Source organism: Coleofasciculus sp. A1-SPW-01, from assembly GCF_040217205.1.
Classification (GTDB): Bacteria; Cyanobacteriota; Cyanobacteriia; order Cyanobacteriales; family Coleofasciculaceae; genus Coleofasciculus; species Coleofasciculus chthonoplastes_A.
The window spans coordinates 14,253-29,492 of sequence record NZ_JAVJNP010000027.1; the positions used below are offsets into that span (position 1 = coordinate 14,253).

The following is a 15,240-nucleotide window of genomic DNA, read 5'->3' on the forward strand; positions in this document are numbered from 1 at the left end:
GTACCGACCGTTAACTTATGCGAGGCTAACGTCACCCCAGAAATGGGAGTTAGGGGCAACCATACCCCACCCCTATGCGTACAGGTTGAACGTAGAGACGCGCCATGGCGCGTCTCTACACTGCCCAAGCGAAAGGTGAATGCAATACATCGAACGCGGTAAGTACATCCAAGGCGGTAGGGGTTTCAACTTTACATCGCAGTCGTGTACACGGGAAATGGAGCTGATGCACTTTCTAAAAGAGGAAGTCCTGTCAGACTGCTGTTTATGTAAGGGGACGAATTCCTCCCCATATATAAATGACAGGGGTTTCCATTCGTCCCCTTACCAACCCCAATTTTCGATGATAACAAGCTACAACCCTCAGGAACTATCCTAAACTCGTTTCTTAAGGAGATTAGTCCATTGCCTCGTCGCTACCTATTTACGTCCGAATCAGTTACAGAAGGTCATCCCGATAAAATCTGCGATCAGATTTCCGATACGATCTTAGATGCTCTACTCACCCAAGACAACCGTAGCCGTGTTGCTGCAGAAGTGGTAGTTAATACCGGATTGGTATTGATTACAGGTGAAATTACCTCCAAAGCCAATGTAAACTACGTTGATATAGCCCGCAAAAAAATTGCCGAAATTGGCTATACCGACGCCGATAACGGCTTCTGTGCCAATAGCTGTTCCGTCTTAGTCGCCCTGGATGAACAATCTCCAGATATTTCTCAAGGTGTCACCACCGCCCAGGAAACACGAGACAAGTTGAGTGATGATGAACTCGATGCGATTGGTGCCGGGGATCAAGGGTTGATGTTTGGGTTTGCCTGCAACGAAACCCCAGAATTGATGCCCATGCCCCTGAGTCTGGCACATCGCTTATCTCGGCAGTTAACCGCCGTCCGTAAGTCAGGACAGTTGCCTTACCTGCGTCCCGATGGCAAAACCCAAGTTACGGTAATCTACGAAGATGGCAAACCCATCGGCATTGATACCATCTTAATCTCCACCCAACACACCGCCACCATTGGTGAGATTACCGAGGAAGCGGCTGTGCGAGACAAAATTAAAGAGGATCTCTGGTCAGCTGTGGTTGAACCTGCCTTTGGAGATATTGAGATTAAGCCCGATAATAATACCCGGTTCTTAGTCAACCCCACTGGGAAATTTGTGATTGGTGGACCCCAAGGCGATTCAGGTCTCACCGGACGTAAAATCATTATTGATACCTACGGTGGCTATTCCCGTCACGGCGGCGGGGCATTTTCAGGCAAAGATCCCACCAAGGTAGACCGTTCGGCAGCCTATGCTTGTCGTTATGTTGCCAAAAATATTGTGGCAGCAGGTTTAGCCGAAAAGTGCGAAGTTCAACTCAGTTATGCCATTGGTGTTGCTAGACCCGTCAGTATTATGGTGGAAACCTTTGGTACGGGTAAAGTTGAAGAAGAAAAATTGCTAGAACTGGTACAACAGCATTTTGAACTGCGTCCAGCCGGGATTATTCAAGCCTTTAATCTGCTGGAACTCCCTAAATTAAGAGGGGGTCGCTTCTATCAAGATGTCGCGGCTTATGGGCATTTTGGACGTCCTAATTTGGATTTGCCTTGGGAACATACGGATAAAGCTGAATTGCTGAAAGAATCTCTCAAATCATCGTTAGCCGCCGTGTGAGCCAATTAAGAATTAATGATTGAGATCCCCAACTTCTTTAAGAAGTCGGGGATCTGTACAAGAGTAGGACTTTATTTTTAGGCTCTATCAGAAAAGATTTCCATCTATTGATAGATGCATCTTGACAACGTTTTCACTAGCTTGAGAGTGAGAATTAAAGAAAAGAAGGACAGGTTATAATATGGCAGCTTCAAATCCACTCAAAGGCACTGATTTAGTTGATTGTGCTAAAGCGAACGCCAAGCAGGGACCGGAAACAGCAGCGAAACTCTGTGGCTACGGAGACGATATCTCAACTTTTACAGCGGAACTCAAGAAAGCCTGTGAGGGTATGGGTATCGAAATTGATCAAGTCAGCGATTTAATGACTGAGCAGCAGGCTCGAATTAAAGGTGACACTGAAGTTATTGCTCCGGAAACACCAACCAATCTTTAACGCAACAATAGGAGAATCCTTCGCTTGTCGGAAGTTCCCCTAGATGGAGGAACTTCTGGTTAGTGGGCAATCTATTAGTTATCAATTCTATAGAGAACCCATTTCCATTCCCTATCTACTACCACACCTTGAATATTGGAATGCCAATCTGAGCGGGTAAGAATATAATTGGCATCAAACGTCTTAGCAATCTTTACCAAGTCGGAACTACTCCGTTTTTGGAAGAGTGAATCTACATTACGCCAGGAGAGTGGAGGTTTTGTTGAGCCTAAAATAGTCTCTATCCGATTTGCCCATTCTCGAAGTCCACTGTCTGTGTAAGGAGAACTATTAAATGTAAAAACAAGGGATCTCTGAGAGTAGAATCTAAACTCTGTCAAGGAAGGAGGAGCTAAGACAAGGGCATCTGGACTACTCTTTTGACGAAATCGTAAAGCTAGTTTTGTCAAGCTATCTCCCGGAACTTGATATAGAGTAATTCTTTTTTGAAAGACATCTGATAAATTACCAGGCAAAACTTCCAATAAACCAAGACTTAAGAATGTGCAACTGGTGAACGCTAGTGCATAGGTAGTAATTATCTTAATTCGACGAGTTGCTAAAAAAAGCTCTTCCCAAATAAATGGGGAAGCAAGAACCAAGAAAAGAGCGGATTTCCAGAATATACGATTTAATGCCTCTGTTAGGGAAGAGGGAAGCGGATAGAAGGCAACAAGAAGTAGCAAGACAAATACAGTAATCCAAGTAACTGTTCGTGATTGTACTAATTGAAAAGAATTCGTAGCTTTTAGGATGATTAAACTGACAGCTACACAAAATAGAAGTATAGCACCATTATGCAGTATTGGAGTTATAAGTAACAGTAAACTAACCGCCCTGTTGCCTTGTCGATAATGTTCATAGACCAACACGCTGATAGCGATGAGTACCATAAGCTGTGCGAAGGGAGTTGTTCTTGCTAGCTGTAGCTTAGCGAATAAAGACAAAGGATATATTTCTACAAAAAGGTAACCTAGTGAAATTGCGAAAAATGATGTAAAAATAACGGTGACGAGATTAAATTTATCTTCTGAACTTAGAGATTCTGAACTTTTAATACATAGTAGACCTCCAGCCATAAAGAAGACCAAATTTCTCCAGAGTCGCGGGGGCCAAAAGGACGGAATAATATGGTGGGGTTGACGGATGTGTCCGTAGAGGTATACAAATTCTGCATTGTCAATTATTCCACTACCAGTATTTCCGCTAACTATCATTGGTACATAAACTAAACAGGCTAAAATACCTAGAGTTATAAAAGGAAATACTATACTTGGCAGTTTATTTGTTTTCTTTGCCTCAATAAAAAGCAGCGGAGCCATCAATAATCCTGGAAGGATTCCTACGAGAAACTGGATAATGCAGGCTAGTCCGAAAAATAAATAGCCTAATATCCACCGTTTGGAGAAACAAAAATAAATTCCCCATATTGTAAAACCCATGGCAAAGATGGCTGGGATAGGTTCTGATCTAAATAGGGAGACATACCCAATAGTTCCATCTACAGCAACTAGACCCAAAAATGCTAATACTGTTGCTGGCAAACTGGCGTGACTGAACCGCTTCCCAAGAGAATATAACCCCAAGATGAAAGAAGAAAAAGATATAAGATAATATAAAAAGTAGGTTAACGGTAATCCTAGACCAATTTTTGCTGTAAAATATATTAAGTATTGATAGTAATATCGTGGTGTTATCTGAAGTGTATCCTGAACATAAAAATCTTTTGGGTATAAATCTGGATTTAATAAAGATAGAATCGGAGGTACTTCTATAAGATTATTGGATGAAGGAAATTTATAACCATAAGCTATTAGTGAAGCCGAGAGTATGAATATCCATAGACAGGTTTTTAGTAGTACATTTTTTGAGTGGTTCTTCATTTTTATAAACTTTAGTTAATTAATTTACTGTGTATTAATTTGTGTTTTTTTGCTTTTATTAGTGGTTAATGATTGCTTTATTTGTACTTTTTTTAACGATAGACACTGTCATTATAGTTGCATAAATAACCAATAAAAAAGAACCAATAAATAAACCCCAAGATACCCAATTAAATCCACTACTTAAAAGCAAGCTTAATACTAATAATACATTGATTTTGTTGGATAATATAAATTCCTCTTCAGATAAAATAATTATCAAAGCTAGTGGCATTATCCATTGCACATCAGCGTAAGAGTTTCTATAGGCAGGAATAAAATATTCGCTAATTAAAACCATGAATGAACTCAACAAAAATACTAAATCTGTCGAACTCTTTAACTTTCGATATTTAAAAATAAAACCACATAAAATGACAAATACTAATGCTAGTAATATAATCAACATATTAGGATAGAGTTTAATGTTAAAAAATCTATTAAAAATATACATCAGTGATGTAGTCAATTTGGGTACATTCATCGCATCGGGCAGGTTTGTCATTCCTTCAATAATTTTTGGATAAACAACATCAGTTCTTAGTTGACTTTTTATTACCCCTAATTTGATCAATCCATGTATTTTCATGGCAGATGAATAACTTTTCCATATTGAAAGATCGGCAAGTATAAATGATGAAAGTAATCCAGCTATTATACCTATTGCAGTTCCAAGTAATAATTCCCATTTTTTGTAAAGCAACATGGGAATAGTTGCCACTAAAATAGGAGGTCTAAAACTAACTGAAATTCCTAATATAAAACCAGATAATAGGTTATCTATTTTTAATGACCGATAATGAAGGGATTGTTTAGCCATCCAATAGGAAAGCGCCAATAAGAATATATATAGAACATAAATTTGCCCCCGTTCTACATGATAGCGCCAGAAGTAACTACCAGAAATAAACAGTAATCCAACAATCAAAATCAATTTTCTTTTAATTTGTGAAGATTCACATTTTACAAATATCGCTAAACTACCACCCAAAAATATCCATTGTAAAATCAACCATATTATTTTTTGGTTTTGATAGGAAAAATTAGCGATTATTGCATGAAAAGTCAGGATAGTAGGTGTTACAGTAACTCTAGAAACATCCCAATCTTTATTGTCTTGTGGATCTAAAAATAGTTCGGAATCACCAAGATGCCACTTAAAATAATAAGGATCTATTTTATTCAGCAAAAGTCTAGCGCCAACAACTCTTTGCCTTAAATCAACCCCACCATATTCAATAGTATTTTTTATATCGACAATAAAACCAAAACTTGATATAAATATAGAAACAATTAGTATGATATTTAACAGTTTTTTAAGCAAAACTTTGTTTGAGTTGTCCATCCTTGTTTGTGATTTTGTAATAATCAATATATTTGTTTGGGGGATTATAATATAAAATTGATCAATAATGGGTGAATATTTTACATTTATTTACTTAATAAAATGTATTGTTATATACCTGATCCGAGCTTGAGTGAGGTGATACCATATCTCTGTAATCGTGCAACGAATACACCCCCCTGCTACCGCCGTTCCCCAAGGAATCGGAGGACTAAAGGGGGGTCGGATATGGCGCAATATTAGGGAGAATTTGGTATGACAAAAGACTTTTGTCTTTGTACAGACGTTCCATCGGAACGTCTGTATTGAATGCGAAACTTTCACTTGGGCTTTAAACTAATGTCACAGATAGCGGTGATTTTACGAAAAGTTTGGATTCACCTCCCTAAATGTAGTATCGTTTGGGATTTAGTCTAAACTCCAGTTCCAAGGCAAGTTCCACAACAGTGGTACAACAATTATCCCTCCTTCCTCATCCCTAAATCTTAAACCTTCGCCGTATCCGCAAAGCGAATCTTGAGATAATCGTCCTCAATCTTGGCACCAGCAGGTTTCAGTGCAGCTAAGGCTTGCGGGAGGACAAGATTGCGGCGGTGATTGCCAATCCGTACATTTAGCTCATCCCCAGTTTTATTCAATTGGATATGGTCTTTCGGTATACCGGGTAGATACAGTTCTAAACTATACTCGTTTTCGTTTTGAACAACCCGAATTGTGTTTTCCTGGTAGTAAACCTGAGTTGGGTCTTCGTCTGCATACAAGGTTTGTTTGAGTCGTTCTAGCGCCTCAAGTCCGCACATCTCTTCCGCAAAGAGGGGAACTTCTTTAACCGGAAGCGGACTAAAGTTTTGGTGGATTTCCTGGCGATATTCTTGCTGATGCTCTTTCCAATGTTGGAAGAAGGGGTCAGTCACTTCGTCGGGGATAATCCGATTGGCAACGACTAAATCGGTGGAAACATTGTACAAGCTGAGGTAGGCGTGGGCGCGGAGGGATTCTTTAATCACCATTTTTTCCGGATTGGTGATTAACCGGACTGAGGTTTTGGTGTTATCGGTAAGAACTTTTTCGAGCTGTTCAATTTGCTCGTAGAATTCATAGGGAGCGTCCATCACCTCATTATCGGGTAAAGAAAATCCCGCGATGGGTTTGAATATAGGTTCAACCAGGGGTCTCAACGCCACAGACATTTTTTGCAGGGGTTTATAGAAGCGGCGCATATACCACCCTCCCACTTCCGGTAAGCTGAGGAGTCGTAGGGCGGTTCCCGTGGGTGCTGAATCGATAATTAGCACCTCGTACTCCCCTTCGTCATAGTGACGCTTCATCCGCACCAGACCGAAAATTTCATCCATTCCCGGAAGAATGGCTAATTCTTCCGCCTGAACCCCTTCGAGTCCCCGTGCTTGCAGTACCTGGGTAATATAGCGCTTCACCGCACCCCAGTTCCCTTCTAATTCCATCAGCGCATCCAGTTCCGCCCCCCAAAGATGAGGACGGACGAGTCGGGGTTCGTGACTGAGTTCTAGGTCGAAACTATCAGCGAGGGAATGAGCGGGATCTGTACTTAGGACGAGGGTTTTATACCCTAATTCGGCACAACGCAGACCTGTGGCTGCGGCTACGGAGGTTTTACCGACTCCGCCTTTGCCTGTCATTAAAATTACTCGCATAGATAATTCCGCTCACCTGAGAAACCTTTACATTTATTCACTGTATCGGGTTTTCACCGAAACAGTTGCTTGAGAACATCCAAACGGGGGATATCCCAATAATCGATATGGGAAGAAATTAGTCCATCTGCATTTAGACGTAATTCGCTCCAACCGGGGATAGAAATTCGTGGTTTCCAGGGGAGGGGTGTTGTCCAGCTTAAAGTCCAGCGCGTTTTGATGGTATTGCCGGATTGGGAAATGTCATGCAGGTCAAGTTGGGGATTGATGAACCAGGTTTGGATGAATCCAATCATTTGTTTGTAGCGATTAAGTCCCCGGAATTCGTTAAGTGGGTCTTTGAAAAAGACAGTGTTGGCGTAGATACTGTAGGTTTGGTCAACAGGAAAGCGTTGATAGTCCTGTTTGAGGATTTCAATAATGTCTCTATTTGTCATTTATTATCGCTGATATGTTATTTTTTTTAACGATATCATAGGTAGTCGGACACAATTCAACTTAAGCGTGAGAACAAGGGAGCAGGGAACAGTTAGGATTTGATCTTAGTCCAGCGCACCGAATGTATATCCAGCTAATTCCTATAATGGTAAACTCATCCCACTGAGTCTTTGATGTGGAATGAGTTTAAAAGTTGACTGACGGTTTATTTAGGAGATCGTGCCAAAAATTTGTTCCTTGAAAGACTTCACTTGTAAAGCTAAGTCTTGACGGTTGGCAGCACTGAGCAAATAGCGGCAAATAAACCAACTTACATAAGCAATGCCAATTATCTCTAGGAATAAGCCTAAGAAGGGAATCGTATTAATCGCATTCAGGACAGCCAGACTTAGTTTGAGACTGGTTAGGGCAGCTATAATCCAAGCAACCGCGATAAAAATTTGCTTGGTGTTCGTAACTCGGTTGTTTAGGTGATCAGAGAGAGTCTCTATCGTCTCGATCAAGGTGGAAATGAGTTGAACCCAAGGCTGTTTTTTTTCTTTGGTGAGAACTTCGCTGGTGATTTCCGGATGGCAGGTTTCCGAGTTGGGGTTAACTGGCTGTTCAGGGATTGCCATTTTAGCAGTCATTTTTTTATTTGGAGAACGACAATGCGTGAATGATGGGAGTGAGGGAATGTCGAGAACAAGGAGAGTGTCTTAAGGTTAAGCGTTAAACTCTGATGTTGGCTCAATCTATTACTTTACTCCCTAGCTTTTTTTAGTGTATTTAGGAGGAGCGATGCGGGTCAATAGTATTGATGAATCAACATAAAAACTTAGCTATTTATTTATCATTGCTTCAAACTATTATGCTGCAAGTTAATCTCTCTTGAATGGTTATAAGTATTCGGACAAAATTTATGTCCAGGTACTTACTCAGATCTTGTGTCCTTGGCGTTACAGCTCTTTGCGCTGTAATAAAGTACAGTAGATCAAAGTCCCCCTTCAGATCCCCCTTCCGTCCCCCTATTAGATCCCCCTCCCGTCCCCCTTAAAAAGGGGGAAGCCAATTGAATAGTCTTGTGGGGGGGTAAGGAGTAGGGGAAGCAGAGGGAGCTTCGTCCCTTCCTTCACTAGGATTAACGCTACGTCTGGTGTCAAGTTACTTACACAAATCTTAATGGAAAAACCTAGCTGTCAATCATGGCGATCGCGATTCGCTATCATCATCTCAGTTAATTGATCAAGCTGGAGTTCGAGTGCGATCGCCTGCCCGATACGTTCTGCTGCTGCAAGCCATAATAATAAAAGACTAAATACTATACCATTAGCCATTCATACTTCTCAACTATGACGTTCCATCGCTGGCTGCCTATCGTTTCCACCCTGATTTGCCTCGTTGCCCCAATCTCCAATCCAGCAACGGCACAATCATCCTCACCGTCTGAAAATAGCTGTCCAGCACCTGCCCTTTCCCGCTTGCAGAAACACAAAGTCGCGCCCGGTGAAACATTAGATAGTATTGCTCAACGATACAGCCTAATCCCAGAAACCTTAGCAGAAATCAATCCCAGCCTGTCACAAAAATCCATGCCTGTGGGTCGAGAGATTCTGATTCCTCCCTTTAATGGAATTCGGGTGCAAGTTCCGGCTGGGGCTAGCTGGCAAGACTTAGCTGAGGCGTATGGTATCCGGGCTGATATTTTATTTGAGGTCAATGGCTGTCCACCACAACCACCCGATATGGTTTTTGTCTCAGGGGTGAATTGGGTACTGGCAAATCGTAAACCTGTGGAAAACTATACTGGATTTCCTGGTTATCCCTTGCCCGCATTAGCGCCCATGGGGTTTAATTACGGTTGGCATCAAAATGACGATGGACAAACTCAGTTTCACAGTGGTATTGATCTATTGGCAGACCCTGGAACCACGGTGTTAGCGGTGGATTCGGGTACAGTTGCCTTTGCGGGTCAACAGGGAACCTATGGTAATTTAGTTGTGATCAATCACCAAGGTGGACGCCAAACCCGGTATGCCCATTTAAGTCGTCTTTCGGTGAGAACGGGTCAACGGATCAAACCGGGAACACCCTTAGGGGCGGTGGGTACTACAGGAAGTCCGGACATTGACCAACCTCATTTGCATTTTGAAGTTCGCTTCAATGCGCCTGCGGGTTGGGTAGCGCAAGACCCAGAGTTGCATTTGACGGCAAGACCAATAAATGACGAATGACAAATGACGAATGACGAACTTTATCATATCATTACGTCGCAGCGGAGCATTGTTGCTGTCAGTGGGTACGGTTAGCTTCTTGTGCGGTATGGGGTATGGTGTTGTCCAAAGCTATCCTGAACCCCCAGCAGAACCAATCATTCAACCTCAATCGGATATCCCCACAGAACCCCCGCCGCCGAATGCGACGGTTCAGATTAAAGCCGTGGGGGATATTATTCCGGGTACGAATTATCCTCAGAATAAACTGCATCCCAATAAAGCGGTTCTTTTTCAAGCGGTTCAACCCAGCCTGCAAGGTGCTGATTTATTATTTGGCAATTTTGAGAGTACTTTAACGAATTATCCCTATTCTGCTAAGTCGATAGGGGGATTAATTATCGCCTTTCGCACGCCGCCTGATTATGCCTCTTTGTTAAAAGAGGTGGGCTTTGATATTATGAGCGTTGCCAACAACCATTCTTATGATTTCTCACGTCAAGGATTTGCAGATACTATTAATAATTTGGAACAGGCTGGAGTTAAAGCATTAGGCGAAAAGAATCAAATTTTATATGCTAACATCAATGACCTATGGATTGCCTGGATTGGTTTTAGTTATTTTAATTATCACAATTCGTTGAATGATTTGCCTGCCGCTATAGCGTTAGTGGAAGAAGCCAGTCAAAATGCCCATATCGTGATTATTTCTGTTCATGCAGGGGCGGAAGGCACTGGGGCGATGCACGTTCGCAATCAAACGGAGTATTTTTTTGGCGAAAATCGCGGCAATTTGGTTAAGTTTTCTCAGACGATGATTGACCACGGTGCTGATTTAATTCTCGGACATGGACCTCATGTTCCGAGAGCCTTAGAAATGTATAAGGGAAAGTTAATTGCCTATTCTTTGGGCAATTTTATGGGGTATCGGACTCTCTCGACTCAAGCTCAATTGGCGTATTCTTTGGTATTGGAGGTAGAGTTGGATAACCAGGGTGATTTGGTTTCGGGTCAAATTATTCCAATTATGTTAAATCGTCAGGGGATTCCTTATCCGGATTCTCAAGGGCGCACGATTCGACTGATGCGCCAGCTTACTCAGAGTGATTTTCCGAATACTCCTTTACAGATTGATTCAACGGGTAAAATTTTGCCTCAGTAATGATGATTGGTTATACTCAATCTGTTAGCATCAGAATTAGATGGTTTTTAACGCAGAGTGACGCAGAGGTTTACGCAGAGGGCGCAGAGGGGGTTAAAGGATTTGAAGGAAAAGTTTTTGAAGGGGGTGAAGGGTGAATAATTAACACTCAACATTTAAATATTTTTCATTCTTCATCCTTTTTTTGACTCGAATTTTTACCATCAGAAAATTGTTCTTTGAATTTATCACCAGCAGATTTGGCTTGGTCGGTAAGATTCTCTGTAACCTGGGGAACACCTTGTTTTAGAGATTCCATATCCTCAAGGGTTTTTTTATAGTCACTGCGAATAAATTCGGCGGCTTGACTCATGCGCTCATGAATGCCTTCGGTATATTGATCACTGTTTTTAACCGCTTCCTCTAGCACAATGATTCGCTTTTTTCCCACACTGGAAACGGCGACGGGTGCAAGGGTATAAATCCCGTCCATCATTCCTTGCCAACCACTGGAGGAATATAAGTAATTAACGATGGCTCCCGTTTCTGGTTCAATGATATAATCAACAAATTTGCCAACTTTGTTGCCAGCATCCGTCCAAACTTCTACACCAATGGGAGACTCGAGAAGTTCAAGGGTTTCAGACTCGGTTTCTTCCTTCAGACTGTTGACAAGAATGCTATCGCTGCCAACAGTATTGACTTGTTCCCAGGTAATGTGGTGTTTTTTGCCGCCGAGAAACCCAGACTTGCAGGTTAACCCAACCACGCGGTGAGCTTGCCAATCAAGCCATAGCTGTGTCACTCGACCAACTTCTTCAGTTGTATGACGATCTAAGACTAATCGGTTTAAGAGTTCACTTTGCTTGAGAACTTCGACTTTTGCAGACATCAGATACCTCACTTGCGCTATGCTTGAGACAATGTAGACAGACAATGAGACAATGTTACAATGAGACAATGTTACCTACGGATAGAGTGTTTTTTGTTGTATACTTTATAATTTTAATTGATGACGGATGCGATTATTTTTAATTATAGCAGTTATTATCGCCATCTTAGCAATTATTTTTGCGTTGCAAAATACTGTGCCTATCGCCGTAACTTTAGGGATTTGGCGACTAGAGATATCTTTGGCGCTAGTTCTCGTCTTAACTCTAGGAGTTGGCGTTGTGGTGGGATTATTGGTATCGGTACCATCCCTGATGCGGCAAAATTGGAAACTTTCCCATCAGAAGCGACACAACAAAGACTTAGAGAAAGAATTAAATGAACAAACTCAGCAACTGGCGAATCAGCAAAAACGGATTGAATATCTGGAAAATAGTTTAAAGTTCAATCTGGATTATTCTGAATCATCTGAATCATCTGAATCATCTGATCGGGATTTAAATGCATAGGCTATTTATGGGGTAGGTTTTGCCTTGTATATCCCTAGAGAATCGAAAGCGATAAACCTATAGTAGATGCAATAATCTTCACCAATACCAGGAATGCGATCGCGGTATCAGTCTCTTCTGCCTTTTACTTTTCCTTGAACAGCGAGTTAAACTGGGCTTTAAGCGATGGCATATCTGCGATTCGTGACACCAGTACACTGGCGTTCCCGGCATCCTCTAGACGATTTTTCCAATAGCGAATCCGATCCGGGTGATTCATCCAGAATTGAATCACGGTATCCACCGCTCTATCCATATTCCATCCCTTCTGAGTGGGAACGGTTTCAACCGATTCTAAGAAGGCATCCAAGGTACATTGATAGGTTCCCAAATATTCAACGCCTGGGGGATTGGCTTTTTCACCGATCCGCTGTTGATGATTAAAAAAGTCCAGGATAGGGGAAACGCCAAGGATATCAAATGTATAGTTCATGGAATTTAGCCTCTACTTTTACAACCGTTATCCCCAATCTTAATCAAAGAAATTGATTATAGATTATCATTGTGAACAGTTTTATGAAAATTTTATTTAATGGTCGAGGGTAAGTTAAAGTAAGTCGTAAAATTAGCACTCGATGCCATTGAGTGCTAATAAAAACCAGAACCAATTCGGTAGTTTAGCAACAACTGAAAGAGCCAATGAGCAGCAAAACCTTAATGATTCAAGCGATGGTGCTATCAAACATCGCCGCTGATGACAAATGACAAATGACCAATAACTAAAATGAACATACTCCTGGCGGGTCACTATCAAATCATCAAATACTTAGGCGGTGGCGGTTTCGGTCAAACGTTTCTGGCTAGAGATAGCCATTTACCGGGGAATCCCTTGTGTGTGGTTAAGCAACTCAAACCTCAGCTAAACCAGCCGCAAGCCTTGGAAACGGCAAAACGCTTATTTGAACGAGAAGCGCAAACCCTGTATCGCTTGGGAACCCACGATCAAATCCCCCGATTGCTGGCGCACTTTGAGCAAGATGAGGAGTTTTACTTGGTGCAGGAGTTTGTCGAGGGTCAACCCCTGAACCAAGAATTTGCTCTGGGTCAAAAAATCACTGAGTCAGAAGCGATCGCACTGCTTAACGATATCTTACAGGTTTTAGCCTTTGTTCACCAACAGCAGGTGATTCACCGCGACATTAAACCCGCCAACTTGATTCGCCGCCGCCGCGATCGCAAAATTGTGTTGATTGATTTTGGTGTGGTTAAAGCCGTTAGTACGCCCGCCTCTAACCTTTATGGCGCAACCAGTATCACCGTAGCCGTGGGTTCTCCCGGTTATATGCCCAGTGAACAACAAGCGGGTCAACCCTATTTTAGTAGCGACATCTACGCCGTGGGAATGGTGGTGTTGCAAGCCTTAACCGGATTAAGTCCCACCAGTAAGCAAACCTCTCAGAGACTCCCTCGTGATCAGTATGGAGAATTTTCTTGCACCTTACTGCGCGATCGCATGACGATTCACCCCGGTTTAGCCACTATTCTAGATAAGATGGTGCGCTATGACTATCGACAGCGATATCGAGACGCCAGTGAAGCCCTGCAAGCCTTAGAGCAATTCCGCCAAGATACCCAAGGCGATGAACCCATTACTCATCCGCAAACCCTGGTTGTCCCCACCACTCATCCTCAATCACCCATCACTGATCACCAAACCCCCACATTACCCCTTTCCTCACCTCAGACGCTAGATGAACCCGAAGGACAGGTAAGTTTGAATTCTAGCTTTTACGTCGAGCGTCCTCCCGTAGAATCAGACTGTTATAATGCTATTCTCAAACCCGGTGCTTTAATTCGGGTAAAAGCGCCGCGACAAATGGGCAAAAGTTCATTACTCTCACGGATTCTCAACTATGCCAGTCAGCAAGGCTATCGCACCGTTTGCCTGAATTTTCAATCGGCTGATGCAGAGTTTCTCACCAGTTTAGATCAATTTTTACAATGGTTTTGTGCCAGTGTGAGCTGGAATTTAGGCTTAGACGATCGCTTAGACACCTATTGGCGAGGAATTTTAGGCAGTAAGAATAAATGTACCGATTATTTTCAACGCTATTTATTATCAGAAACCACTCGTCCTTTAGTATTGGGATTAGATGAAGTGGATCAAATCTTCCAATATCCAGACATCGCCACAGACTTTTTTGGACTGTTGCGAGCATGGCATGAGCAGGGGAAGAACCAGGCAATTTGGCAGCGACTGCGATTAGTGTTTGTCCATTCTAAAGAAGTTTATATTCCCCTGAATATTAATCAATCCCCCTTTAACGTTGGCATACCGATTGAACTCCCGGAACTGAATCCGGTACAAGTCTGGGATTTAGTCCAGCGCCATTCTCTAGATTGGCAACCCAACCAGGTTGAAGAATTAATGAGTATGACTGGAGGACATCCCTATCTGGTGCGAGTCGCACTTTATCAAATCGCCCGAGGGAAGATGACATTGGAGAAATTGCTGCAAGTTGCGCCGACGGAAGAAGGACCATTCTATGACCATTTACGTCGCCATTTATTAAATTTAGAAGAAAATGCCGAATTGGTGGCAGCGATTCAGCAAGTTGTGGCGGCGAATCAGTCTGTTGAAATTAAAGCTGCCGCTGCGTTTAAGTTACGCAGTATGGGACTGGTGAAGTTTCAGGGAAACGCTGTCACACCCTTGTGTCAGATGTATCGCCGCTATTTTCGCGATCGGCTCAGGAGTTCATAAGCCAGGAATTGGCTGCACCCTGGTTTTTCTAGGATGGGTCTAGACATCCCTGGAGGAAGCCGATAAAATTCAAGCGGATGAAAAACCGCAACAGGCAGATTTGTCGGGGCGGGTTGGTGAACAGCCGGGTCAACTTAAGTAAGCCAAAACCTTTGCCAATTCTTTCCTTCAGCAACCCAGGTAGCCTGCGATACTTACCCATCCCACTTATTGTTAGCAATTATTTACATTTGATGTATAATTTTATCC

General features: G+C 42.4%; 14 protein-coding genes. 6 read left to right on the plus strand and 8 right to left on the minus strand.

Features of this window, described 5'->3' with window-relative positions; all coding sequences use genetic code 11:
• Positions 1 to 405 precede the first annotated feature (405 nt).
• The gene (gene metK, locus RH949_RS04965; protein ID WP_446352118.1) at positions 406 to 1,662 is read left to right on the plus strand and encodes a methionine adenosyltransferase; all 1,257 of its coding nucleotides are present in this window, start codon (positions 406 to 408) and stop codon (positions 1,660 to 1,662) included.
• 181 nt (positions 1,663 to 1,843) lie between these two features.
• Complete coding sequence (locus RH949_RS04970) at positions 1,844 to 2,098, plus strand: hypothetical protein (RefSeq protein ID WP_006101696.1); 255 nt, start codon at positions 1,844 to 1,846, stop codon at positions 2,096 to 2,098.
• A 74-nt stretch (positions 2,099 to 2,172) separates the two neighbouring features.
• Here RH949_RS04970 and RH949_RS04975 read toward each other — a convergent pair whose 3' ends face one another.
• The 6 genes from RH949_RS04975 to RH949_RS05000 all read right to left on the minus strand — a co-directional run bounded on the left by RH949_RS04975 (position 2,173) and on the right by RH949_RS05000 (position 8,831).
• Entirely contained in the window at positions 2,173 to 4,020 is a 1,848-nt protein-coding gene (locus tag RH949_RS04975; protein ID WP_446352119.1) for a DUF6798 domain-containing protein, read from the minus strand.
• A gap of 58 nt (positions 4,021 to 4,078) precedes the next feature.
• Entirely contained in the window at positions 4,079 to 5,404 is a 1,326-nt protein-coding gene (locus RH949_RS04980) for a hypothetical protein (protein WP_446352120.1), read from the minus strand.
• A 485-nt stretch (positions 5,405 to 5,889) separates the two neighbouring features.
• Complete coding sequence (locus RH949_RS04985; RefSeq protein WP_446352121.1) at positions 5,890 to 7,077, minus strand: TRC40/GET3/ArsA family transport-energizing ATPase; 1,188 nt, start codon at positions 7,075 to 7,077, stop codon at positions 5,890 to 5,892.
• Positions 7,078 to 7,130: 53 nt separating this feature from the next.
• Positions 7,131 to 7,514 carry a DUF2358 domain-containing protein gene (locus RH949_RS04990; protein WP_446352122.1) on the minus strand — a complete coding sequence of 128 codons (384 nt, stop codon included), beginning with the start codon at positions 7,512 to 7,514 and terminating at the stop codon, positions 7,131 to 7,133.
• Positions 7,515 to 7,724: 210 nt separating this feature from the next.
• Positions 7,725 to 8,132: a CAAD domain-containing protein gene (locus tag RH949_RS04995; protein ID WP_052307489.1), complete on the minus strand. Its 408-nt coding sequence runs from the start codon at positions 8,130 to 8,132 to the stop codon at positions 7,725 to 7,727.
• Between the two features lie 561 nt (positions 8,133 to 8,693).
• Complete coding sequence (locus tag RH949_RS05000; protein ID WP_006101631.1) at positions 8,694 to 8,831, minus strand: hypothetical protein; 138 nt, start codon at positions 8,829 to 8,831, stop codon at positions 8,694 to 8,696.
• Between the two features lie 15 nt (positions 8,832 to 8,846).
• On the opposite strand from RH949_RS05000, the gene RH949_RS05005 reads away from it, so the two are divergent.
• Positions 8,847 to 9,728, plus strand: a complete 882-nt coding sequence (locus tag RH949_RS05005; protein WP_446352123.1) for a LysM peptidoglycan-binding domain-containing M23 family metallopeptidase — start codon at positions 8,847 to 8,849, stop codon at positions 9,726 to 9,728.
• Positions 9,729 to 9,738: 10 nt separating this feature from the next.
• Positions 9,739 to 10,869: a CapA family protein gene (locus RH949_RS05010; protein WP_446352124.1), complete on the plus strand. Its 1,131-nt coding sequence runs from the start codon at positions 9,739 to 9,741 to the stop codon at positions 10,867 to 10,869.
• Between the two features lie 166 nt (positions 10,870 to 11,035).
• Here the strand turns inward: RH949_RS05010 and RH949_RS05015 are convergent, their stop codons facing one another.
• Positions 11,036 to 11,740 (minus strand): PRC-barrel domain-containing protein, encoded by a 705-nt coding sequence (locus tag RH949_RS05015; protein ID WP_006101777.1) that lies wholly within the window; start codon positions 11,738 to 11,740, stop codon positions 11,036 to 11,038.
• A 127-nt stretch (positions 11,741 to 11,867) separates the two neighbouring features.
• Here RH949_RS05015 and RH949_RS05020 point away from each other — a divergent pair, with 127 nt between their 5' ends.
• The gene (locus RH949_RS05020) at positions 11,868 to 12,248 is read left to right on the plus strand and encodes a lipopolysaccharide assembly protein LapA domain-containing protein (protein ID WP_006101732.1); all 381 of its coding nucleotides are present in this window, start codon (positions 11,868 to 11,870) and stop codon (positions 12,246 to 12,248) included.
• Between the two features lie 124 nt (positions 12,249 to 12,372).
• On the opposite strand, the gene RH949_RS05025 is transcribed toward RH949_RS05020, so the two are convergent.
• Entirely contained in the window at positions 12,373 to 12,720 is a 348-nt protein-coding gene (locus RH949_RS05025; RefSeq protein WP_006101610.1) for a hypothetical protein, read from the minus strand.
• 291 nt (positions 12,721 to 13,011) lie between these two features.
• Between RH949_RS05025 and RH949_RS05030 the strand changes: the two genes are divergently transcribed.
• Positions 13,012 to 14,991, plus strand: a complete 1,980-nt coding sequence (locus RH949_RS05030; protein WP_446352125.1) for an AAA-like domain-containing protein — start codon at positions 13,012 to 13,014, stop codon at positions 14,989 to 14,991.
• Positions 14,992 to 15,240: the final 249 nt, after the last annotated feature.